Below are 22,058 nucleotides of genomic sequence, written 5' to 3'. Positions count from 1 at the left end.
GACGCGCCCCTTATGGGAAGAAAATTCGACACCATCCCTCCGCCAGCAGTGAACTGGATCAGGTTCGAAGGGTCGCCGCGCCTCGCGCCTCGCGACGCTCCTGCAGCCTCTCAGCCCCCTGGCGGGGCTCCCCCGGTTGCGCGAAGAATCGCGCCAAAGGCCCATCCGCGTCAAGCGCCGCGACGGCGCCCGATGGCGGCTGCATGGCAGGAAGCAGTCTTGCAAGAGAGGCGTCGATAGCCCACTTTCAGGCGACGACAACGCGCGCAAGACACCAAAAAGTCGCGCCTATCCGGGAGAGAAATAGATGTTCCTCAGCCTTCGCGCGGCCCTCGCCGCGGCCCTCGTCGCCGGCGCAATCGGTCTCGCCGCGCCTGCTCAGGCGGCCAAAATCGGTCCCTATTTCCCCATCCCGAACGGTTTCAACCTCACCGGCATCGCCCGCGACTCGCTCCTTACCATCCAGTCGAGCTGGCTGAAGAACGGCCTCGACAATCTGGAGAAAGCCAAGAAGGAGACGGAAGCCGCCCTCGAGAAGGCCAAGGGCGGCGCGGCGGATCAGGCGGCGGCGCTGGAGGCGAAGCTGAAGGAAGTCGACAAGCTGATCGAAGACACCAAGGCCGAGATCGCCATCGCCACCGACACGTCCCCCGATCATGCGGTCCAGAAGGAGCGCAAGGACAAGCTGCTCGCCAACGTCAACCAGTGGATCAACGAACTCGACCGCATGGCGACCGAGCAGATGAAGATCGCCATCATGTCCGACGGCGGCGTCGCGATGACGGCCGAGAAGCTCAATCACCAATATTCGACCTTCGCGGACGACCTTCAGAAGGCGAAGCGCGACGCGAGCATCGAGAATTGGGGGAAGTGAAGCCGTAGGACCGATCTTTTTTCACGAAGAGCGAAGCCTTGGAGGCGTCTTTCCTCCAAGGTTCGCCGATTTAGCGACCGGCGCGCGCAGCCGACCTAGCCTATTGATACGGGTCGACGTCTATCGTCCGGATAATCGGCTCGAGAACTTCCCAATCCGTCCGCCAACGCGCCGCCGGCGCCTCGGCCATTATGAGGGTCGCCGAGCCGGGCGCCTCCGACCGCCAGACCTGGAAAATATGCGTGGGCGGCGTCGTGCTTCGGGCAAGATACTCAATCTCGTATCCCGGGAGAGGCCCTTCGCTGTTCGCCACCACGCGAATGACCTTCTGCTTTTCCATTAGCGCCTTGAGTCCGATGCCTGCGATATTCTGCGGCTGCAGCTCTTTACCGTCTTCCGAGCGCAGGTTCTTGAAGCGCTGGATCGTCACGCCCGTCAGATAGCGCCCCTGTGGGCCTGCAATTTCTTCCTTAGTGAGAAAGCAGGCCGCGGAGTCTTCGTTGCCTGCTTCCTTCAGGAACCACCCGGGAGGCGCGAGGATCGTCGCACGGACTCCCTCGCATTTACGCGGCGAAAAGCCTTTTGACAAAGCGACGACCCATTGGTTCTGGAACTCGGTGGGGCCCTGGATTTTCTGGATATGCTCGGTCAGGAGGCGTGTTTTCTCACTGTCGGCATAGACTCGAAGCGCCACTGTGTAGATGTGCGACGTCTGAACCCCTTTTACTGGCGCAGATTCCACTGACAACTTCTTGTCGACGGTTTCAATCTGCCTTTCGACGCGCAAGGGCGCCGCCTTCGAGCCTGCGGGGTTTTCAAACTCAAATTCAGCAAAAACCTTGTTTTCGAACGGCTTAATAACGTCGACCGACAAAAAGTAGGCATGCCTACGTTCCTTGTCGGACTTTCTCCCCACCTGATACTGAAACCCGCCTGCCGTAGTCACGAAATGCTCGGATGTGACAGGCTTTGGGGCCTCACTGATGGTTTCACCCGTCGCCTCTGAGATGAAAAGGCAGGACAGGGCGAAGACTACAGAATGGAATATGTTTATATGTTTGACCACAGTAATGGCAAAGCCTCTGTTTGCTTGGAAAAATCATCGCAAGGCAAACATTGCTTGTATTTTCTGTCAAGCCGGCGGTCTTTACGTCTACAGTGCTAAAAAGCTAAATCGGAAAATCGTCCTTCACAGCCGGCTTCTGCAGCTCCGCATTCAGCTGCTCGATCCGCCGCGCCGCATCGTCCACCGCCGCCGCCGCGCGCTCCTCAAGCGCCGCCGCCGTCTTCCTCACCGAATCCAGCTCCGCCCGCAGCGCCGCGATGTCCATCTCCATCGCCTGCGCCTTGCCGCGCGCGTCGGTGGCTTCATCCGCGATGGCGAGCGCGGCCATCACCACGATGCGCTGCTCGCCAATGTCCTTGAAGCCGTCCTTCATCGACAGGATCTTGCCCTCGACATAGCGGGCGAGCTGTTCGAGACGCGGCTCCTCGCCGTCGTCGCAGGACAGGCGGTAGGTGCGGCCGGCGATTGTGACGATGACGGCGGCCATGGCTTAATCCGCCCGCCGCACGGCCGAGGCCGCCGCGCCGAGCGCCGCGGCGACGCCCGCTCCCGCCCCGTCGAGCCGGCGCAGCACCTCGTCGCGCGCCTTCTCCAGCGCGCTGACGCGGGCGAGCGCGGCGTCGAGATCGAGCGCGAGGCGGCCCCTATCGTCCTGCATGATGGCGAGTTCCTCCTCCAGCTCGGCGCTGGAAAGGTCGTCCTCGAGCTTCAGGGCCACCGTGCGCTCTAACTGGTCCAGCGCCGTCTTCAGGCGGGAAAGCGCCGCGTCGAGCTTCTCGGCGGCGGCGTCGGCGGGCTGCGGCGACAAGGAGAAATTCCATATGACCGTCAGAGTGGCCATCAACGGCTTCGGGCGTATCGGCCGCAACGTCCTCCGCTTCATCGTCGAATCCGGCCGCACCGATCTCGAGGTCGTGGCGATCAACGATCTGGGCCCCGTCGAGACCAACGCCCATCTGCTGCGCTACGACAGCGTGCATGGCCGCTTCCCCTACGAGGTGAAGGTCGACGGCGACACGATCGACGTGGGCCGCGGAAAGATCAAGGTCACCGCCATCAAGAACCCCGCCGAGCTGCCCTATAAGGAGCTGGGCGTCGATATCGCGATGGAATGCACCGGCATCTTCACCGCACGCGACAAGGCGAAGCTGCTGCTCGACGCCGGCGCCAAGCGCGTGCTCGTCTCGGCCCCCGGCGACGGCGCGGATCTGACGATCGTCTATGGCGTCAACCATGACAAGCTGACCAAGGATCACCTGATCGTCTCCAACGCCTCCTGCACGACGAACTGCCTCGCGCCGGTCGCGAAGGTCCTCAACGACGCCATCGGCATCGAGAAGGGGATCATGACGACGATCCACTCCTATACGGGCGACCAGCCGACGCTCGACACCTTCCACAAGGATCTCTACCGCGCCCGCGCGGCGGCCTGTCCATGATCCCGACCTCGACGGGCGCCGCCAAGGCGGTGGGCCTCGTTCTGCCGGAGCTGAACGGCAAGCTCGACGGCTACGCCATCCGCGTGCCGACGCCGAACGTCTCGGCCGTGGACCTGAAGTTCGTCGCCAAGCGTCCGACGACGAAGGACGAGATCCACGCGGCCATCAAGGCGGCGGCCGACGGTCCGATGAAGGGCGTGCTGGCCTATACTTCGGAAAAGCTCGTCTCGATCGACTTCAACCACTGCCCGGCCTCGTCGACCTTCCATCTCGACCAGACCAAGGTGATGGACGGCAACCTCGTCTCGATCCTGTCCTGGTACGACAATGAGTGGGGCTTCTCCGGCCGCATGACCGATACGGCGGCGCTGATCGGCTCGCTGATCTGAGCCCCGATCGAAATAAAATCCAGACGCGGGCCTATTCGGTCCGCGTCGTCATTTCTGACGACCTTTGGAGCCCGCGCAGATGACCTCCTTCCGCACTCTCGACGACGTCGACGTCAAAGGCAAACGCGTGCTGCTGCGCGTCGATCTCAACGTGCCGATGGAGGGAGGCCGCGTGACCGACGCGACCCGCATCGAACGCATCCTGCCGACGATCAACGAGCTCGCCGACAAGGGCGCCAAGGTCATCCTGCTCTCGCATTACGGCCGGCCGAAGGGCCAGCGCGTCGAAGAGGACTCTCTGCGCCACGTGCTGCCGACGCTGGAGCATTATCTCAAGCGCAAGGTCGCCTTCGCCGACGACTGCGTCGGCGCGCCGGCGGAGGCCGTCATCGCCGCGATGAAGGACGGCGATGTCGCGCTCCTCGAAAACACCCGCTACCACAAGGGCGAAGAGAAGAACGATCCGGCCTTTATCGACGAAGTCGCGAAGCTCGGCGATATTTTCGTCCATGACGCCTTCTCGGCGGCGCATCGCGCCCACGCCACGACCGAAGGCATCGCGAAGAAGCTCCCCGCCATTGCGGGCCGCACCATGCAGGCGGAGCTGGAGGCGCTCGAATCGGCGCTCACCAGTCCCGCGCGCCCTGTGATGGCGGTCGTCGGCGGCGCCAAGGTCTCCACCAAGCTGGAATTGCTCGGCAATCTCGTCGCCAAGGTGGATTATCTCGTCATTGGCGGCGGCATGGCCAACACTTTCCTGGCCGCACAAGGCAAGGCGGTCGGCAAGTCGCTCTGCGAGCACGATCTCGCCCCGACGGCTCTGGAAATCCTCGAAAAGGCGAAGGCGGCCAATTGCACGGTCGTCCTGCCGGTTGACGCCACCGTCGCGCAGAAATTCGAGGCCCACGCCCCGTCCCACATCGTCTCGGTCGATCATGTCGGCGCCGACGACATGATCCTCGACGTGGGGCCGAAATCGGTCGCCCATGTCGAGAGCCTGCTCGCGAAATGCAAGACGCTTGTCTGGAACGGCCCCTGCGGCGCCTTCGAGCTGCCGCCCTTCGACGAGGGCACCAACGCCGTCGCGCAGACGGCCGCGCGTCTCACCGTCGAAGGCAAGCTGCTCTCGGTCGCTGGCGGCGGCGACACGGTCGCCGCACTCAACCAGGCGCACGCCGGTCAGGAGTTTTCCTATGTCTCGACCGCCGGCGGCGCGTTCCTGGAATGGCTGGAAGGCAAGACCCTCCCCGGCGTAGCCGCCCTAAAGGCCTGACGAAAAAGCGTTTTTGCGCTGCGCCGTAACGCCCCGTTGACGGGGGCGACGGCGCTGCGCTACCAAATTGCGAGCGTAAAATCCGCGTTAAAGGCGTCGCAAGAATGCCGACAGAGAATAAAGCCAAATTCGGGATCGGGCAGGTGGTGAAGCACCGCCGCTACCCGTTTCGCGGCGTCATTTACGACGTCGATCCGGTATTTGCGAATACCGAAGAATGGTGGCTGTCGATTCCCGAGGACCTGCGTCCGCGCAAGGACCAGCCCTTCTACCACCTCTTCGCGGAAAACGCCGAAACCGAATATGTGGCCTATGTGTCGGAGCAGAATCTCGTGCCCGACACCTCGGGCGATCCCGTCCGCCACCCGCAGGTCGAGGAGACCTTCGAGCGCGACGACGACGGCGTCTACCGCATGCGCGCGCCGAAAAGGCACTGATCTCAGGCTAATAGCCTCCCTGTCATTGCGAGGAGCCTCTTGGAAGTCGGGTAATGCCCGACTTCGGGAAATGCGACGTCGCAATCCAGAGCCGGGATAACGGTCCGGAAGGCTTCGCTGCTGCAATGAGCGGGCGGGATGCGCGGCGACGACGCCAAAAAGAAAACGCCCGCGCTGTCACGCGGGCGTCTTCAAATTCAAGCGGCTCGAAAAGCGCTTACTTCTTCTCGGCGGCGCCCTTGGCCTCGAGCTTCTTGCGCTCTTCCTCGGCCTTCTTCTGCAGCTCTTCCTGCAGCTTCTTCTGCTGCTCCTCGAGCACCTTCGGGTCGATGGCCGGGCCGTCGAAGGCCTTTCCGAAATTCGCCAGCGGCAGATAGAAGGTGACTTCGGCGTTGGCCTGGTTCTTGACGATGACCGTCATCTGCTGGGCCTTCTTCATGCCGTCGACGGTCGCCTTCTTGACCTTGGCCTCGGCGAAGCAGCCGTTCGGGAAGCAGATCTCGAAGGCGCCCGCCTCCATCGCGCCCTTGTCGACCGCGAAGCGGAAGCCCGGCTTCAGCATCAGACCCGGCGGCAGCAGCAGACGGATGATCTTGTTGTCGTCGGCCTTGGGGTCGTAGACGGCCAGCGCGAGCAGCGGCTGGGGCGCGTCGCCTTCCTTGGCGGCGGCGCCGAAGTCGCGGGTCGTGTAGCAGATTTCCTTCTTGGTCGCCGGATCGGAGCCGCAGACCTTGGTCCAGTCGGGCTGCACCGCCTGCAGCGTGGCCGTGATCGGGCCCTGCGGCTGCGCACCCGCGGGAGCCTGCTGGGCCGGAGCGGCGCCGGCGGCCGGAGCCTGCTGGGCCTGCGCCGAAGCGCCGGCGAGCAGGAATGCGCCTGCCAGCGCGACCGCGGCGGACCGCGAGAAGAGGATCGACATTTTGCGAAGTCCCTTTCGATTGTCTGCTAGCCGGGGCCTTTCCGGCTCTCGCAAAGAGTTATTGTTGTCGCGTCGTCGCGCGGGGCCGCCCGCATGCTGGGCGCGAAAATGAAACGCCGTGGAACCCTTGCCCCTGTCGCGGTTTCTCTCCGGCGCGGTCACGCGCCGGATCGACGGCAAAGCTCTTACATTGTCGGCGCGCCAAATTCCAGCGGGTCTTTGCTTGACGCCAGCGAACCCAGGACGCTTCCCTACGTAAAATTTGAAAATACGGCGGAATGACGCCCGTCTTCGACTTCAAGAGGCCATAGGTTCGATTATGGTCACGCCATGAGGTTTCTTGCGATTCGCGCGATTCGCCGCTCGTCACTGGCCCTGGCGGCCCTCTTTGCGGCCCTGTCGCTCGGCGGTCCGCTCTCCGCCGCCGAGCCGACGCACGGCCTCGCAATGCACGGCGCGCCGGCTTTGCCCAAGGATTTCGACCACTTCCCCTATGCCGACCCGGCTGCGAAAAAGGGCGGGAAGCTGCGCGTCGGGCTCCCCGGCACCTTCGACAGCCTCAATCCCTTCAACGTCAAATCCGGCACCGCGGCCCAGGGCCTCGTCGGGAATGTCTTTCAGGGGCTGATGGCGCGCTCGCAGGACGAGCCCTTCACGCTCTATCCGCTGATCGCGCAGTCGATCGAGATCGACCCGGCGCGCACGCACGTCACCTTTCATCTGGACCCCCGCGCGCATTTTTCCGACGGCAAGCCGATCACGTCGGATGACGTGCTCTTTTCATTCGACCTTCTGAAATCGAAGGGCCGCCCCCAGCAGCGCATCGCCTATGGGCTGGTCAAGTCGATCGCCGCGCCCGACGCGCATACCGTGACCTATGATCTGACCGGCGTCGGCGACCGCGAATTGCCGCTCATTCTCGCCATCATGCCCGTGCTGCCGAAACACGCCACGGACGTCGAGCGCTTTTCCGACGCGACGCTCGCAAAGCCCATCGGCTCCGGCCCCTATGTCATCGCCGACACGCAGGCCGGCGCGCGCATGCTGCTGAAGCGCGACCCGAACTACTGGGGCGCCGACGTGCCGAGCCAGAAGGGCTTCTACAATTTCGACGAGATCGACCTGCAATATTTCCGCGACGGCAATTCGCTCTTCGAGGCTTTCAAGGCGGGTCTGATCGACTATCGCGACGAGACCTCCACGACGCGCTGGTCGTCCGGCTACGACTTCCCGGCGGTGCGCGACGGGCGCATGGTCAAGGAATCCCTGAAGAACGACAACCCCAAGGGATTGAGCGGCTTCGTCTTCAACACGCGCCATCCGATCTTTGCGGACGCAAGGCTGCGCGAAGCCTTTGGCATGATGTTCGACTTCGAATGGGTCAACGCCAACTATTACGCCGGTCTTTATACGCGCACGAAAAGCTTCTTCGACGAATCTGAACTGTCTTCCTCCGGCCGCCCGGCGAGCGGGAAGGAGAAGGCGCTGCTGGCGCCCTGGCCGGACGCGGTGCGCGCCGACATTCTCGACGGCAACTGGCGCCCGCCAGTGAGCGACGGCTCGGGCCGCGACCGCGAAATGGCGAAGCGCGCGCTCGATCTTCTCGCTTCCGCCGGCTACCAGCTCGATGGCGACAGGCTGATGAAGGACGGCGAGCCGGTTTCCTTCGAGATCATGGTCAAGGATCGCGACCAGGAGCGGCTGGCGCTCGCCTACGCCTCTTCGCTTTCGCGCATCGGCGTCGATGTGCGCGTGCGCCTCGTCGACGACGTGCAATATCAACGCCGGCGCCAAAAATTCGATTTCGACATGATGATCGGCCAATATCTGGCCTCCGCGTCGCCCGGAAACGAGCAACGCATGCGCTGGAGCTCTGCGACGGCGAACCAGGAATCGTCCTTCAACCTCGCCGGCGCCGCCTCCCCCGCGATCGACGGCATGATCGCCGCGCTGCTCGCCGCGCGGAGCCATGAGGATTTCGTGACCGCCGTGCGCGCCTATGACCGCGTGCTGCTGTCGGGTTTCTACGTCGTGCCGCTGTTTCACGCCTCCGAGCAATGGATCGCGCATTCGACCGATATTGCGCGGCCCGAGCGGCTGCCGCACTATGGGTCGCCGCTTTTCGGCCCGACGCTGGAAAGCTGGTGGAGAAAAAATCCATGACCGCCCGCGCCGCATACTCGGAGAATGACGAGGCGGCTCTGGCCCGCGCCCATCCTCTGACGCTTTTCGGCTTCGACGCGCTCATCGCCGGCGCCGCAAGGCCGCGCCCCGGCGCCCCCGCCTTTCGCGACGACCATGACGGCGATGCGGACGAGGTTTCATACGCCGACCTCTATCAGCGCGTCGGCGCGGCGCTGGCGCGTCTGCGGGGCTTTGAGTTCGCGCGCGGCGAGAGGGCGCTCGTCTGCTGCCCGCCCGGCGCCCAGAGCTTCGTCGCCCTCACCGCGGCGCTCGCCGCCGGGCTCGATCCCGTGCTCGCGCCGCTGCCTCTGCCCTATTCGCGCGACGCCGTCGCCAATGCGGCGAAAGCGCTGAAGGTTTCGGCGCTTTTCGGCCCCGCGCAGTTTTGCGGCCTCGATTTCGAGGCGCCGCTTCTGGAGATCGCCGCCGACACGCCCTCCATCCGCCTCATCGGGGCGCTGCATGGGACGCTCGACGGCGCGACCGACTTCTCGCCCGCTTCCCTCGCCGCGCAGCCCGCGCCGCGCGTGCGGCTCGACGATGAATGGGGCGCCGACGAGCGCCGGCTGATCGGCGCGCTCGACGATCTGGGCCAGGTCGATTTCGCCACGCAAGGCGCGCTGCTCGGCGCCGCGCTCGACCTCGTGCGCGCAACGCGGTCGGCAGGCGAGGCGCCCATCCTGTCGCTTTGCGCGCCGAGTTCGCTGTCGGCGCTCGTCGCCGGTCCGCTCGCGGCGCTCCTCGCCGGCTGTCCGCTGCATTTCCTCGCGCCCTTCACGGCCGCGCGCTTTGTCGAGACGCTCGACGCGCTGGGGCCGGTGCGGCTCGTGGCGCCCGCTTCCGTCCTCGCCGATCTCGGCCGCGCGGGACTGCTCGCCAATGGGGCGCTCGTTTCGGTTGCGGCGCTCTGCAACGGCGCCGGCGCCCCGCGGCTCGAGGTTGCGCCCGCCTGCCCAATCGTCGAGCTGCGCGGCGCCGGCGGCGCGGTGAGCCTGCGCGCGGCGCATGCGCCAGCGCACGGCGAGAAAGGCGCGGCCGCGCGAGATTGACGCAGGATGCGCACGCCGCATCCTCGCTCATATTCGCCGCTGACGCGCTTTCCGCTTGCATGAAATCATGGGAGCGATCAGAAATCGCGCCGGTCTCGTGACCTTTCGCGCGTTCCGATCGCAGAAGTCTCAGCTTGTGCGGAATGCGCTCTGGAGGAATCCATGGGTTTCCCGCTTTTCATTTTCGGCGTCGTATCGATCGGCCTTTTGATCCTCGACCAGCATTACGGCATCGGCCTGTCGATCCTGCATAATCCGCTGTTCTGGTTCGCCTACCTCGCCTTGCTCGCCCTCGCCAGCATGGTGCGCTTCGTGCGCCAGCAGAGCGTCCTCGTGATCGAGCGCCTCGGGCGCTACAACCGCACGCTCACGGCGGGCGTCAATTTCGTCTATCCCATCGTCGAGCGCGTGGCCTACGCCTTCGACATGCGAGAGCAGGTCATCGACGTGCCGGCGCAGGACGCCATCACCAAGGACAACGCCACCGTCACCATTGACGGCGTGCTCTATTACAAGATCATCAACGCCAAGGACGCCGCCTATGGCGCGGAGGACATCCGCCGCGCCATCGTCAATATGGCGCAGACCTCGATGCGCTCGGCGATCGGCTCCATGGAGCTCGACAAGACTTTCGAGAACCGGAGCGAGATCAATGAGCGCGTGGTGCGCGCTGTCTCCGACGCGGCGCAGCTCTGGGGCGCGCATGTGACGCGCTACGAGATCAAGGACATCAAGATGCCCGAGTCGCTGCGCCAGTCCATGGAGCGGCAGATGAAGGCCGAGCGCGACAAGCGCGCCGCCGTGCTGGAATCGGAAGGCGTGAAACAGTCCGAGATCAACCGCGCCGAAGGCGAGAAGCAGGCCGCGATCCTGCGCGCCGAGGGCCAGGCGAAGGCGATCGAACTCGTTCGCTCGCAGATCACGCAGCAGGGCGGCGACGCGGCCGTGCAGCTCGAAGTGGCCAAGAGCGCCATCGAGCAATATGGCCGCCTCGCCAAGGCGGGGAACTCCCTCGTGCTGATGGGCGACGGCGCCGATCCCGCGGGCTGGATCGCCAAGGCCATGGCGGTGCTGAACACGGTCAACAAGGGCGGGACGCCGCAGGCGCCCGCGCGCAATAATACGCAGCCTTGGCAGCAGCGGCCGGAGTAAGACGCGCGGCGTGACATTAACCTCTCCCCGCATCGCGGGGAGAGGTCGAGCGAAGCGAGGGTGAGGGGCGAAGCGTCCGCGCAGCGCTCGAACGGACGCCCCGCCCCTCACCCCAACCCTCTCCCCGCAGGCGGGGAGAGGGGGCAACACCCAAATCGGTGACAAAATGGAACCCTCTTTCCTCTTCGATCCAGCCAACGCCAGCCTCGTCGCCGGCCTCGTGCTGCTCGCCGTCGACATTCTCGTCATCGGCCTCTCGCCGGTGATGTTCGTCGGCGCGGGCTCGATTTTCACAAGCCTCCTCTTCTACGCGACCGGCTGGCGCCCCGCCCTCGCCGAGACGCTCGCCATCGTCGCCGTCGCCAGCCTCGTCATCGCCCGATTGGGCTGGCGCTGGCTGCAGCGCTTTCAGTCGGCCGACGTGCAGGAAGACCAGAGCAGCGACCTCATCGGCCGCGAACTCGTCACGACGCATGAAGTGACGAAGGATGGCGGCCGCGTGCACTGGTCCGGCCTCAATTGGGAGGCCCGGCTCGCGGCCGATGCGCCTGTTGAAAGCCTCGCGCCCGGCGCCCGGGCGCGGGTGGCGCGGGTGGAGAATCTCGTGCTGGTGCTGGCGCCGTCGGGCGAGTGACGAGGGAACCATCGCGCTCGAGCGACGTTTCCCTAAGTCGTTTTATGCGAGCGACAATTTTTCAATTTTTTGGAGAAAAAGACATGTCAGCAGCCTATGATTTCGAAAAAGCGCCGGCCGCTGCGAGCTGGAAGCTTCTCGCCAGAACCATCGCCGGCAACAAGGCCTCTGCCGAAGTGCGGCCGGGCTTCGTCAACAACACGTTCATTCTCATCGTCTCGGGCAGCAAGCCCTATCTGAACATGAAGGTGAAGCTTTCGCCGCTCGTTTACATTCGCCAGCCGGAATATTGGGAGATCGAGGTGATCGCCAGCGTTCCCGGCATCGTGCTGCCGGCGATCGGCGCCTATCACGAGAGCCTGCCGCTCGACGGCGTTCGCGGAACGAAAGGCATTATCGTGAAATGGGCGGACAGCTCCGAAAAATTCGACATCTGAGCGCCAGCATCCGATTGACATGCAACGTCGCCGGCGGAAGTCGGCGGCGTCTGCATTGGGCTTGATCGAGCGAATCCGATAGGGTGCGCTGACGCCCCCTCATTGGACCGCTGAATGCCCGTTCGCCGCCTCGATCCCATTCTCGTCGACCGCATCGCCGCCGGCGAAGTCGTCGAGCGCCCGGCTTCGGCCGTGAAGGAGTTGGTCGAGAACGCGCTCGACGCGGGGGCGACGCGCATCGACGTCGCCATCGAGGAAGGCGGGCGCGGGCTCATTCGCGTCATCGACGATGGTTGCGGCATGGACGAAGCTGACCTCGCCCTCGCCATTGAGCGCCACGCCACCTCCAAGATCCCCGATGGCGATCTCACGCAGATCGCGACGCTCGGCTTTCGCGGTGAGGCGCTGCCCTCTATCGCCGCCGTCGCGGACCTTACGATCGACACCCGCGCGCGCGGCGCGGATTGCGGCTTTTCGATCCGCGTGGAGGCCGGCGAGAAGCGCGGGCTCGCCGCCTCGAACTGGCCGCGCGGCACGCGGATCGAGGCGCGCGCGCTTTTCGCCGCGACGCCGGCGCGGCTGAAATTTCTCAAGACCGAGCGCACCGAGACGGCCGCCGTCATCGATGTCGTGAAACGTCTCGCCATGGCGCATCCCGACGTGCGCTTTTCCCTCTCGACCGACGGCGGTGCGCTGTTCGACTACCCGGCCTGCGGCGAAGACATTGCGCGGCGCATCGCGCAGGTGCTGGGCGACGAGTTCCGCGCCAACGCTTTTCCGATCGACGCCGAGCGGCAGGGCGTTCGGCTCACGGGTCTTGCGAGCCTGCCGACCTACAATCGCGGCAACGCCCAGGCGCAATATGTCTATGTCAACGGCCGGCCCGTTCGCGACAAGCTCTTCGCCGGCGCCATTCGGGCCGCCTATCTCGACTTCCTCGCCCATGACAGGCATCCGACCGTCGCGCTTTTCATCGACTGCGACCCGCGCATCGTCGATGTGAACGTCCATCCGGCGAAGGCGGAAGTGCGCTTCGCCGATCCCGGCCTCGTGCGCGGCCTCGTCGTCGGCGCGCTGAAACAGGCGCTGAGCGCGCAAAGCCATCGCAGCGCCAACACAAACGCGCGCACGGCGATCGACATGCTGGCGCAAGGCGGCGCGCCGCGTTACGGATCGCCCTATCGCGCGCCGCCGCCCGCCAATTGGGACATTGCGCGCTCGCCCTTTGCGCCGTCGGGCTTTGCAGAGGCGCCGCAAGCGGCCTTCGATGTCGGCGCGCCGGAAGCGCGCGTGCATGAGGCGCCGGTCGAAGCGATTGACGACGCCCCGCTCGGCGCCGCGCGGGCGCAGTTACACGAAACCTATATCATCGCGCAGACGCGAAACGGGCTCGTCATCGTCGATCAGCACGCGGCGCATGAGCGGCTCGTCTATGAGAAGCTGAAAAAGCAGCGCGAGGAGACCGGCGTCGCGCGGCAAATCCTGCTCATGCCCGTCGTGGTCGATCTCGACGAGGCGCGGATGAACGCGCTGGCTCCCGCCTTCGAGGAACTGGCGTCGCTCGGCCTCGTTCTGGAGCCTTTCGGCCCCGGCGCCGCGCTGGTGCGCGAGGCGCCCGCGATCCTTGGCGACGTCAACCACAAGCGGCTCGTCGAGGACATCGCGGATCTGCTCGCCGAAGAAGGCGACGCGCGCGCCCTCTCGCGCAAGCTCGACCATGTGCTCGCGACCTGCGCCTGCCATCATTCCGTGCGCGCGGGGCGTCGCCTCTCGCCGGCCGAGATGAACGCGCTGCTGCGGGAGATGGAGACGACGCCGGGCGCCGCGCAATGCAATCACGGGCGCCCGACCTATGTGGAGCTGAAGCTTTCCGACATCGAGAAGCTTTTTGGCCGGAAGTGAGCTTGAGCGGGGGATGGCGGAACTTATCTAAGCTGCATGCCCGCCGTCAGGACGAACGAAGCGCCCCCTCCCTGTCCCTCCCCCGCTAGCGGGAGAGGGACGTTCGCGATCAGCGACGTCGGGGAAGGCGGGAATCTGCTCCCTCTCGCGCTTGCGGGGGAGGGTTGGGGAGGGGGCTCCAGATCGCTTCACTCGGCTTGCAATGACGGATTGCAGGAGCGTTTCTTGAACAGACGACAAATCGTGGCGGCCTCCGCGCTCTCCCTCCTCCCCTGGCGCGCCCGCGCCGCGGAGAGCGTCGAGATCGAATCCTTCGACGCCTCGGGAAAAAGCCTCGGCGTCGCGCACGTCGACAAGGTCGTCAAGACCGACGCCGAATGGCGCAAACAGCTCTCGGCGCTGGCCTATGACGTGACGCGCCATGAGGGCACGGAGCGCGCCTTCACCGGGCCCTATTGGGACGCGCATGACGACGGCCTGTTCCGCTGTATCTGCTGCGACACGACGCTGTTCGACTCGAAGACGAAATATGATTCCGGCACCGGCTGGCCGAGCTTCTTCGCGCCGATCTCGAAGACCAATGTCGTCGAGAGCGTGGACAACTCCTATGGAATGCGCCGCGTCGCCGTCTCCTGCAGGCGCTGCGACGCGCATCTCGGCCATGTCTTCACCGACGGGCCGAAGCCGACGGGGCTGCGCTATTGCATGAATGGCGTCGCCTTGCGTTTCGTCCCGCGCGGCGCGGCGTGAGGGCGCCCGAAATGAAGCGCCCTTTTCTGACGCTCGCCGCCCTCGCCTTTCTCGCAGCCCCGCTCGCCGCCGCCGAGCGCGCCGTCAGCCTGCCGCCGCCCGCCTATGACCCGGCGCCGATGGCGAGCGGGCCGCAAAAGCTCGTCGTCGCCGGCGGCTGCTTCTGGGGCGTGCAGGGCGTCTTTCAGCATGTGAAGGGCGTGACGCGCGCCGTCTCCGGCTATGCGGGCGGATCCGAAAAGACCGCGCATTACGATCTCGTCTCGCAGGGCGACACGGGTCACGCAGAGTCGGTCGAGGTCACATACGATCCCAAGGCGGTGAGCCTCGGCAAATTGATGCAGGTCTATTTCTCGGTCGTCCACGATCCGACGCAACTGAACCGCCAGGGGCCGGACGAAGGGACGCAATATCGCTCGGCGATTTTCGTCGCGACGCCGGAGCAGGAAAAGGCCGCGCGCGACTATATCGCGCAGCTTTCATCCGCGAAGACTTTCGAAAAGCCGATCGTCACGAAGCTCGAACTGCTCGCCCGCTTCTATCCGGCGGAGGCCTATCATCAGGACTATCTGATCCAGCATCCGCGCGCGCCTTATATCGTCTATAACGATCTGCCGAAGATCGAGAATTTGAAGAAGCTGTTTCCCGAGATCTACAGAGAGGCGCCCGCATCGACTTCCCTCTCCCCGTAAAACGGGAAGAGGGAGGATCACCCCCGGAACAACCGCTTGAAAAATCCCTTCGGCTTTTCCGGCGGCGGCGGTTCCGTCGCAGGCGGGGGCGCGGCGGCGGCGGCGCTCATCCCGGCGGCGACGCGGGTCTGTTCTTCCTCGCGCTCAACCCCCGCGCGCGCGATGAGGGCCGCAAGCGCGGGGGCGGACGACGCCGCGACCCAGCGGCCCGCGCGGCGCGCGGCGAGATAGTCGGTGAGCGCCGACGCGCTTTCGAGATCGCGGTGACCCTCGAAATGCGCGATGGCGCGCTCGACGCCGGCCGCGTCGAGGAGATGGCGCGCGGCGAGCGCGGCGGCGCGGCGCAGGTTTAAATCGGGCGACAGGCCGATGCGCGCCTCGCGCATAATGCGCGCATCCTCCTCCTGCGACAGCGCGCCCAGCGCGGCGAGCTGGTCCGCGAGGTTGAGCCCCGGCGGCAGCATGCCCTCGGCGCCGCAGGCGGCCGCATAGCGCGCGGCGAGCGAGACGGCCCCGCGCGGCTCCCCGCCAATGCGAGGGTTCTCGACCAAAGGCCCGCCGCGCGAGAGAAGAACCGCGACCGCCGGATCGGCTCCATAGGCCGCATAGCCCCCGGCCTTTTGCAGCGCCTCTCGCGCAGGCGCGCTGGCTTCCGTGACCAGCGCCGCGAAATTCGCCTGCTGCAACGGCTCGAAAACATCCCAGAGGCCCGCCGCCGAAAAGCGTGCGGGGAAGCCGGCGCGGGCCAGCGCGTCATTGGCGCCGGCGACGAGCTTCTCGCGGCGCCCCTTTAGCCCCGCCGCACGCTCGGCGAAGGCTCGCGCGGCGGCGCCGGTGCTGACGCGCGCCGAGGCTGCGGAGGCTCGGCGCATCAATTCGTCGAGCAGCGGATCGTCGTCTGCGAGGCGGCGAGGGACGAGCCCATCCGCCTCGACGCGAAACAGCCGCGCGAAAGGCGGCCCGCCAGGGTCGATGGGCGCGGCGCCAAGATCGCCCGCGCGCGCCGCCGGCGAGACGAGGCCGACATCGTCCCCGAACGCCGCGCCGTAGAAATCGATCTCGATGGTCTCGCCGAGCCCCGCGCCGTTCTTCTCGGCGCTCCGGCGCACGGCGACGCCGTCGGCCTCGGGCGAATCGGGGTCGAGCAGCAGGTTGAGGAGATTCGCGACGACGAAGGCGTCGTTCGATTCGACCGCGTCGGGATATTCCTCGGGCTCCCCCGTGGCCTGGCGAATGTCGTCGAAGGTCAAGGGGTCGATGATCGGCTCGCCCGCCTGCTTCTGCTCCTGCATCCAGCCGCGCAGGCGGCGGCGCTGATTGAGGGCGAGGGCGACCGAGGTGCGGCCGAGGAGGGTCGCGCTTTCTTCGAGCGAATCGGGAATGCGCAGCCGCAGCGCCGCGCGCGGCGCGCCGTTCTCGCGCAGCCAATGCTGCATGACGGCGAAAGGCGCCTCCCGCGTGTCGGCGGCCGTTTCGGTCTCGAGCGCGCGCGCTTCGAGCAACAACCGGCTCTGATAGGCGGGAAAGATGCGGCGCGCCGGCGAGAGACGCGCGATCAGCTCGCCGCTCGGCGCCTGTTCGAAGGCGCGGCGCTGGCCGAAGGCCCAGACGAGCCGGGCCCCCGCGCCCGCCGTCTGCTCGCGGGCGAGGCGCTCCACATCGCCGCGCGGCGAAAGAGAGACGAGACGAAACACCGCTTCCGCGCCGCTGCTCTCTGGCAGAAGCGTCATCAGCAGACGGTAATCGCCCGAAGGCGGCTGGTCGCGCTCGGAACCGAGATGCAGCGTCAGTTCGCCCCCATCGGCGGCGACGAGGCGCACGAAACGATGATCGGCCGGCACGTCGAAGACCGCGGGGCCCGCGCGCCAGCGCGCGGCGTCGATGGCGTCGACGAGCGTCGGCTCCTTCTCAAAGTCGGCGTCGCGCGCCGAGACCACGGTGAGCGCCGGACGCGCCGCCGGAGAGGGCGCGGGCTCGGCGCCGTCGAAGCCGCCGATGACGAGCCGTCGCCGGCCGTCCCAAAAATAGTCGAACTGCTCCTGCCACATTCGCCGCAGCGCCCAGAGTGAAAGCCAAGATGAAGCATGGCGCCGCCAGCCATGCGGGGGAAAGGCGCCGAAAGAATAGCCGGGTGGGCCCCTTGCGCGCAAATTTCGCGAAGGCTCGGCTTGACGCAACGCAAAACGAGGCACATCTTTGAACGGCTAGCTCCTTCGCGGGAGAGACCGGCGCATGCCGGCGCCGAAGGCGAAACCGCCCCGGAAACGCTCAGGCAAAAGGACCGCGACGGAGAAGAGACTCTGGAAAGCGGCGCGGCGCGCAAGCGCTTCGTCCACCGAAGGGCGTAACCCGCAAGACCCGTCAGGGCTCGGGGAAATCTCTCAGGTCACCGGACAGAGGGGGCGCGCGGACAGGGGGGATCCCGCTTTCCGCGCCGATGGCCCCATGCCGGAGAGTTTCGTAATGTCCGCCGAGCCCAACCAAGAGAGCGCGCCGCTGGCGCAACTGCCGCTCGATGCGCTGCATCGCAGCCTTGGCGCGCGCATGGCCGCGTTCGCGGGCTATGACATGCCCCTGCAATATGCCGGCGGCATCGTCTCGGAGACGCTGCATACGCGCCAAAAGGCGGGGCTCTTCGACGTGTCGCATATGGGACAGGCGATTCTCGCCGGCGCCGGCGCAGCGCGGGCGCTGGAGAGCCTGACGCCCGGCGACATTTCCGGCCTCGCCCCCGGTCGCACCCGCTACACGCAGTTCCTGAACGAAAAAGGCGGCATCCTCGACGACCTTCTCGTCACGCGCCTCCCCGGCGTCGAGGAGCGGCTGCTTCTCGTCGTCAACGCCTCGCGCAAGGCGGACGATTTCGCGCTCATTCGCGAGCGCCTGCCGCAATTCGATTTTCTTCCATTGGGCCGCACGCTGATCGCCCTTCAGGGGCCGCGCGCGGCGTCAGTCCTCGGCGCCCTCCTCCCCGGCGCCGAGGACATCCGCTTCATGCATTGGCAGGCCTTCGAGGAGGGCGATTCGAGCTTCTTCGTCTCGCGCAGCGGCTATACGGGCGAGGATGGGTTCGAAATCTCCCTGCGCGCCGACCGCGCCGAAATGTTCGTCAAGGCGCTTCTCCAAAATCCCGACGTCGCGCCCGTCGGTCTCGGCGCGCGCGACGCGCTGCGGCTCGAAGCGGGGCTGCCGCTCTACGGCCATGAGCTCGACGAGACGACCGACCCCGTAGAGGCGGGCCTCGCCTGGTCGATCGGCAAGAGGCGACGCATGGAAGGCGGCTTTCCGGGCTTCGACCGCATCGACGCCGGGTTACGCAACGGACCGGCGCGTCTGCGAGTCGGCCTGCTGCCAAAATCGAAGGCGCCGGTGCGCGAGGGCGCCATGCTCATCTCCGACAGCGGCGAAGTCGTCGGGCACGTCACCTCGGGCGGCTTCTCGCCGACGCTGCAGCGGCCGATCGCCATGGGTTATGTCGCGCGCGCCTTCGCCGCGACGGGCGTCACCGTTTTCACCGAGCTGCGCGGCAATCGCATCGGCGTCGACGTCGCGCCGCTGCCATTCGTCGCGCATCGCTACTTCAAGCCGAACTAAGGAAGACGACATGAGCGGCCTGCGTTTCACCAAGGATCACGAATATCTGCGCCTCGACGGCGACGTCGCCACGATCGGCATTTCCGATTATGCGCAGGCGCAGCTCGGCGACATCGTCTTCGTCGATCTGCCCACGATCGGAAAGAAGGTGACGAAAGGATCGGAGCTCGCCGTCATCGAGAGCGTGAAGGCGGCGAGCGAAGTCTATGCGCCGATCTCGGGCGAAGTCGTCGAGGTCAATCCCGAACTCGGCGAGAGACCCGCCCTCGTCAATGACGATCCGCTCGCGGGCGGGTGGCTCGTGAAGCTGCGCGTCGAAAACGCCGGAGAGCCCGAAACGCTGATGGACGAAGCGGCCTATGCCGGCTTCGTGAAGACCTTGTAGCTGAAAGGGGCAGGAAAAAGATGCGCTATCATCCTCTGTCCGAGGCCGACAGAAAGGCGATGCTGACCAAGATCGGCGTCGCCAACGTAGAGGCGCTTTACGCGGACGCGCCGGCGTCGACGCTTCTGAAGGCGCCGCTCGATCTGCCGCCCCACAAATCCGAGCTCGAGGTCGAGCGCATCTTTTCGCGCCTCTCCGCGCTCAACACGCCGGCGGGCCGCGTCCCCTTTTTCGTCGGCGCCGGGGCCTACAGGCATCACGTGCCCGCGAGCGTCGATCATCTGATACAGCGCTCGGAATTTCTCACGAGCTACACGCCTTATCAGCCGGAGATTTCGCAGGGCACGCTGCAATATCTCTTCGAGTTTCAGACGCAGGTCGCGCTGTTGACCGGCATGGATGTGGCGAACGCCTCCATGTATGACGGCTCGACCGCGACCGCCGAAGCCGTGCTGATGGCGCACCGCTTGACGAAACGGCGCAAGGCGCTGCTCTCGGGCGGATTGCATCCCCATTACGCCGAGGTGGTGCGCACGATCTCGCGCCTCGCCGAGGACGAAGTCGCGGATCTGCCGCCGGACGTCTTCGGCGCGGAGGATCTGATCGCGCGCATCGACGACACGCTGTCCTGCGTCGTCGTGCAGACGCCTGATTTCTTCGGCAATCTGCGCGACCTGACGAAGATCGCGGAAGCCTGCCACAAGCATGGCGCGCTGCTCATCGCGGTTTTCACCGAAGCCGTGTCGCTCGGCCTGCTGACGCCGCCGGGCGCGTTTGGCGCGGATATCGTCGTGGGCGAAGGCCAGTCCATCGGCAATGCGCTGAATTTCGGTGGCCCCTATGTCGGCCTCTTCGCGACGCGGCACGATTATGTGCGGCAAATGCCGGGCCGCCTCGCGGGCGAGAGCGTCGACGCCGACGGGCGGCGCTCCTATGTGCTGACGCTCTCGACGCGCGAACAGCACATCCGCCGCGACAAGGCGACCTCCAACATCTGCACCAATTCGGGCCTCTGCGCGCTCGCCTTCACCATCCATCTGACGCTGCTCGGCGAAGCGGGGCTCATGAGGCTCGCAAAGCTCAATCACGCCAACGCCGTCGCGCTGGCGGAGATGCTGGAGAAGCTCCCGAATGTGGAAGTCCTCAACAAGAGCTTCTTCAACGAATTCACCATTCGCGTGAAGGGCGACGCCGCGTCGCTCGTCGAGAAGCTGGCGGCGAGAGGCGTGCTCGCGGGCGTTCCCGTATCGCGGCTCCTCCCGAAGGCGGGCCTCGACGATCTGCTTCTCGTCGCCAGCACCGAAACCAATACGCATGAAGACCGCGCGGCGCTCGTCGCCGCCCTCGAGGAAGCGCTCTGATGCTCGATCGCCCCGCTCACATTGACGAAACGCCTGAGACCTTCACGGGCAATCGCGCGCTCGATCAGGAAGAGCCCTTGCTCTTCGAGATCGGCCGTCTCGACGCCACGGGCGTCGACCTGGACGAGGCGCCGCAAGTCGCCTCGCGCCTTGGCGGCGTCGAACGCAAGGGCGGCATCGGCCTTCCCGGCCTCACCGAGCCGGAGACGATGCGCCATTATGTGCGCCTGTCGCGCAAGAACTATTCGATCGACGCGGGCCTCTATCCGCTCGGCTCCTGCACGATGAAGCACAATCCGCGCCTGAACGAGAAGATGGCGCGGCTCGAGGGCCTCGCGGACATTCATCCGCTGCAGCCGGTCTCGACCGCGCAAGGCGCGCTCTCTCTCATGGAGTCGCTCGCCCACTGGCTGATGACGCTCACCGGCATGCACGCCGTGGCGCTCTCGCCGAAGGCGGGCGCGCATGGCGAGCTCTGCGGCATGATGGCGATCAAATCGGCCATTGCGGCGAAGGGCGAAGGCGCGACGCGCAATGTCGTGCTCATTCCACAATCGGCGCATGGCACCAATCCGGCGACGGCGGCGCTGCTCGGCTTTTCCGTGCGCGTCGTGCCGGCGGCGGAAGACGGAACCGTGCGCGCCGAGGCCGTGCGCGCGGCGCTCGGTCCCGACGTCGCGGCGATCATGCTGACGAACCCCAACACATGCGGGCTCTTCGAGCGCGAAATCGTCGAGATCGCCGAGGCCGTGCATGCGGCGGGCGCTTTCTTTTATTGCGACGGCGCGAATTTCAACGCCATCGCCGGCGTCGCGCGCCCCGGCGATTTCGGCGTCGACGCCATGCATATCAATCTGCACAAGACCTTCTCGACGCCCCATGGCGGCGGCGGGCCGGGCGCCGGGCCTGTCGTTCTCTCCGAGCGCCTCGCGCCCTTCGCGCCCATTCCCTTCATCCGCCGCAACGGCGAGACGCTCGAAATGGTCGAACATGCGGAAGGGACGCAGAGCTTTGGCCGCATGACGGCCTTTCACGGCCAGATGGGCATGTTCGTGCGCGCTCTGGCTTACATGCTCGCGCATGGCGGCGACGGCGTGACGCAGGCGTCGAAAGACGCCGTGCTGTCGGCGAATTACGTGCGCGCCTCGCTGCGCGACGTGATGACCCAGCCTTTCGGCGACCGGCCCTGCATGCACGAAGTGCTGTTCGACGACGCCTGGCTGAAAGGCACTGGCGTCACGACGCTCGATTTCGCCAAGGCGATGATCGACGAGGGCTATCATCCGATGACGATGTATTTCCCGCTCGTCGTTCACGGCGCCATGCTGATCGAGCCGACGGAATCTGAGTCGAAAGACTCGCTCGATCTCTTCATCGCCACGCTGCGCGATCTCGCGAAAAGCGCGAAGGAGGGCGATGCGAAGCGCTTCACCCAGGCGCCGCGCTTCGCGCCGCGCCGCCGCGTGGACGAGACGCTCGCGGCGCGAAAGCCGGTTCTGAGGTGGGACCCCGCGTAAGCGA

The 22,058-nt window shown here is 66.0% G+C and carries 20 protein-coding genes, 1 pseudogene and 2 riboswitches; of the genes and pseudogenes, 16 read left to right on the top strand and 5 right to left on the bottom strand.

The features are described 5' to 3' along the window. Positions 1-17: 17 nt before the first annotated feature. Positions 18-144, bottom strand: a riboswitch (TPP riboswitch). A 163-nt stretch (positions 145-307) separates the two neighbouring features. Continuing rightward, positions 308-874, top strand: a complete 567-nt coding sequence (locus ACPFMJ_RS15805; protein ID WP_424360906.1) for a hypothetical protein — start codon at positions 308-310, stop codon at positions 872-874. A 100-nt stretch (positions 875-974) separates the two neighbouring features. Here ACPFMJ_RS15805 and ACPFMJ_RS15800 read toward each other — a convergent pair whose 3' ends face one another. From ACPFMJ_RS15800 to ACPFMJ_RS15790, 3 genes are all read right to left on the bottom strand, one after another. Further along, on the bottom strand, positions 975-1,820 hold the full coding sequence (locus ACPFMJ_RS15800; protein WP_424360905.1) for a hypothetical protein: 846 nt from the start codon (positions 1,818-1,820) through the stop codon (positions 975-977). A 223-nt stretch (positions 1,821-2,043) separates the two neighbouring features. Continuing rightward, positions 2,044-2,427, bottom strand: coding sequence for a cell division protein ZapA (locus tag ACPFMJ_RS15795; protein WP_424360904.1), 384 nt, complete (start codon positions 2,425-2,427; stop codon positions 2,044-2,046). A gap of 3 nt (positions 2,428-2,430) precedes the next feature. Then, complete coding sequence (locus tag ACPFMJ_RS15790; protein ID WP_424360903.1) at positions 2,431-2,781, bottom strand: DUF4164 family protein; 351 nt, start codon at positions 2,779-2,781, stop codon at positions 2,431-2,433. Here ACPFMJ_RS15790 and gap point away from each other — a divergent pair. The 3 genes and pseudogenes from gap (at position 2,762) to hspQ (ending at position 5,478) form a co-directional block, all read left to right on the top strand. Next, a pseudogene (gap, locus tag ACPFMJ_RS15785) lies at positions 2,762-3,768 on the top strand (type I glyceraldehyde-3-phosphate dehydrogenase). The gene ACPFMJ_RS15790 and the pseudogene gap overlap by 20 nt on opposite strands. A 79-nt stretch (positions 3,769-3,847) precedes the next feature. Further along, a complete protein-coding gene (locus ACPFMJ_RS15780) occupies positions 3,848-5,041 on the top strand; it encodes a phosphoglycerate kinase (RefSeq protein ID WP_424360902.1) in 1,194 nt (397 codons plus the stop codon). 104 nt (positions 5,042-5,145) lie between these two features. Then, positions 5,146-5,478, top strand: coding sequence for a heat shock protein HspQ (gene hspQ / locus ACPFMJ_RS15775; RefSeq protein ID WP_424360901.1), 333 nt, complete (start codon positions 5,146-5,148; stop codon positions 5,476-5,478). Between the two features lie 217 nt (positions 5,479-5,695). Here the strand turns inward: hspQ and ACPFMJ_RS15770 are convergent, their stop codons facing one another. Then, positions 5,696-6,397, bottom strand: a complete 702-nt coding sequence (locus ACPFMJ_RS15770; protein ID WP_424360900.1) for an invasion associated locus B family protein — start codon at positions 6,395-6,397, stop codon at positions 5,696-5,698. 330 nt (positions 6,398-6,727) lie between these two features. Here ACPFMJ_RS15770 and ACPFMJ_RS15765 point away from each other — a divergent pair, with 330 nt between their 5' ends. The 8 genes from ACPFMJ_RS15765 (at position 6,728) to msrA (ending at position 15,197) form a co-directional block, all read left to right on the top strand. Further along, positions 6,728-8,560 carry an extracellular solute-binding protein gene (locus ACPFMJ_RS15765; protein WP_424360899.1) on the top strand — a complete coding sequence of 611 codons (1,833 nt, stop codon included), beginning with the start codon at positions 6,728-6,730 and terminating at the stop codon, positions 8,558-8,560. Further along, positions 8,557-9,630: an AMP-binding protein gene (locus ACPFMJ_RS15760; protein ID WP_424360898.1), complete on the top strand. Its 1,074-nt coding sequence runs from the start codon at positions 8,557-8,559 to the stop codon at positions 9,628-9,630. Before ACPFMJ_RS15765 ends, ACPFMJ_RS15760 begins: the two co-directional genes overlap by 4 nt. Before the next feature lie 162 nt (positions 9,631-9,792). Beyond that, a complete protein-coding gene (locus tag ACPFMJ_RS15755; protein WP_424360897.1) occupies positions 9,793-10,782 on the top strand; it encodes an SPFH domain-containing protein in 990 nt (329 codons plus the stop codon). Between the two features lie 166 nt (positions 10,783-10,948). Then, positions 10,949-11,416: an NfeD family protein gene (locus tag ACPFMJ_RS15750; RefSeq protein ID WP_424360896.1), complete on the top strand. Its 468-nt coding sequence runs from the start codon at positions 10,949-10,951 to the stop codon at positions 11,414-11,416. An 83-nt stretch (positions 11,417-11,499) separates the two neighbouring features. Further along, the gene (locus tag ACPFMJ_RS15745; RefSeq protein WP_424360895.1) at positions 11,500-11,853 is read left to right on the top strand and encodes a hypothetical protein; all 354 of its coding nucleotides are present in this window, start codon (positions 11,500-11,502) and stop codon (positions 11,851-11,853) included. Between the two features lie 114 nt (positions 11,854-11,967). After that, positions 11,968-13,755 carry a DNA mismatch repair endonuclease MutL gene (gene mutL / locus ACPFMJ_RS15740; RefSeq protein ID WP_424360894.1) on the top strand — a complete coding sequence of 596 codons (1,788 nt, stop codon included), beginning with the start codon at positions 11,968-11,970 and terminating at the stop codon, positions 13,753-13,755. A gap of 225 nt (positions 13,756-13,980) precedes the next feature. Further along, positions 13,981-14,505, top strand: a complete 525-nt coding sequence (gene msrB / locus ACPFMJ_RS15735) for a peptide-methionine (R)-S-oxide reductase MsrB (protein WP_424360893.1) — start codon at positions 13,981-13,983, stop codon at positions 14,503-14,505. 11 nt (positions 14,506-14,516) lie between these two features. After that, a complete protein-coding gene (gene msrA / locus ACPFMJ_RS15730) occupies positions 14,517-15,197 on the top strand; it encodes a peptide-methionine (S)-S-oxide reductase MsrA (RefSeq protein ID WP_424360892.1) in 681 nt (226 codons plus the stop codon). 17 nt (positions 15,198-15,214) lie between these two features. Here msrA and ACPFMJ_RS15725 read toward each other — a convergent pair whose 3' ends face one another. Next, complete coding sequence (locus ACPFMJ_RS15725) at positions 15,215-17,245, bottom strand: hypothetical protein (protein WP_424360891.1); 2,031 nt, start codon at positions 17,243-17,245, stop codon at positions 15,215-15,217. Between the two features lie 158 nt (positions 17,246-17,403). After that, positions 17,404-17,491: riboswitch (glycine riboswitch) on the top strand. Between the two features lie 169 nt (positions 17,492-17,660). Here ACPFMJ_RS15725 and gcvT point away from each other — a divergent pair. From gcvT to gcvPB, 4 genes are read left to right on the top strand one after another with little or no spacing between them, the layout of a single operon-like run. Further along, a complete protein-coding gene (gcvT, locus tag ACPFMJ_RS15720) occupies positions 17,661-18,791 on the top strand; it encodes a glycine cleavage system aminomethyltransferase GcvT (RefSeq protein WP_424360890.1) in 1,131 nt (376 codons plus the stop codon). A 10-nt stretch (positions 18,792-18,801) separates the two neighbouring features. Further along, positions 18,802-19,176, top strand: a complete 375-nt coding sequence (gene gcvH / locus ACPFMJ_RS15715; protein ID WP_424360889.1) for a glycine cleavage system protein GcvH — start codon at positions 18,802-18,804, stop codon at positions 19,174-19,176. Between the two features lie 20 nt (positions 19,177-19,196). Then, a complete protein-coding gene (gene gcvPA, locus ACPFMJ_RS15710; protein ID WP_424360888.1) occupies positions 19,197-20,537 on the top strand; it encodes an aminomethyl-transferring glycine dehydrogenase subunit GcvPA in 1,341 nt (446 codons plus the stop codon). Beyond that, complete coding sequence (gcvPB, locus tag ACPFMJ_RS15705) at positions 20,537-22,054, top strand: aminomethyl-transferring glycine dehydrogenase subunit GcvPB (protein WP_424360887.1); 1,518 nt, start codon at positions 20,537-20,539, stop codon at positions 22,052-22,054. Before gcvPA ends, gcvPB begins: the two co-directional genes overlap by 1 nt. Positions 22,055-22,058: the final 4 nt, after the last annotated feature.

Origin of the sequence: Methylocystis parvus (assembly GCF_049675845.1) — a bacterium.
Classification (GTDB): Bacteria; Pseudomonadota; Alphaproteobacteria; order Rhizobiales; family Beijerinckiaceae; genus Methylocystis; species Methylocystis parvus_A.
The sequence above is the reverse complement of the archived record's forward strand: the minus strand, read 5'-3'. Positions and strand labels throughout refer to the sequence as shown.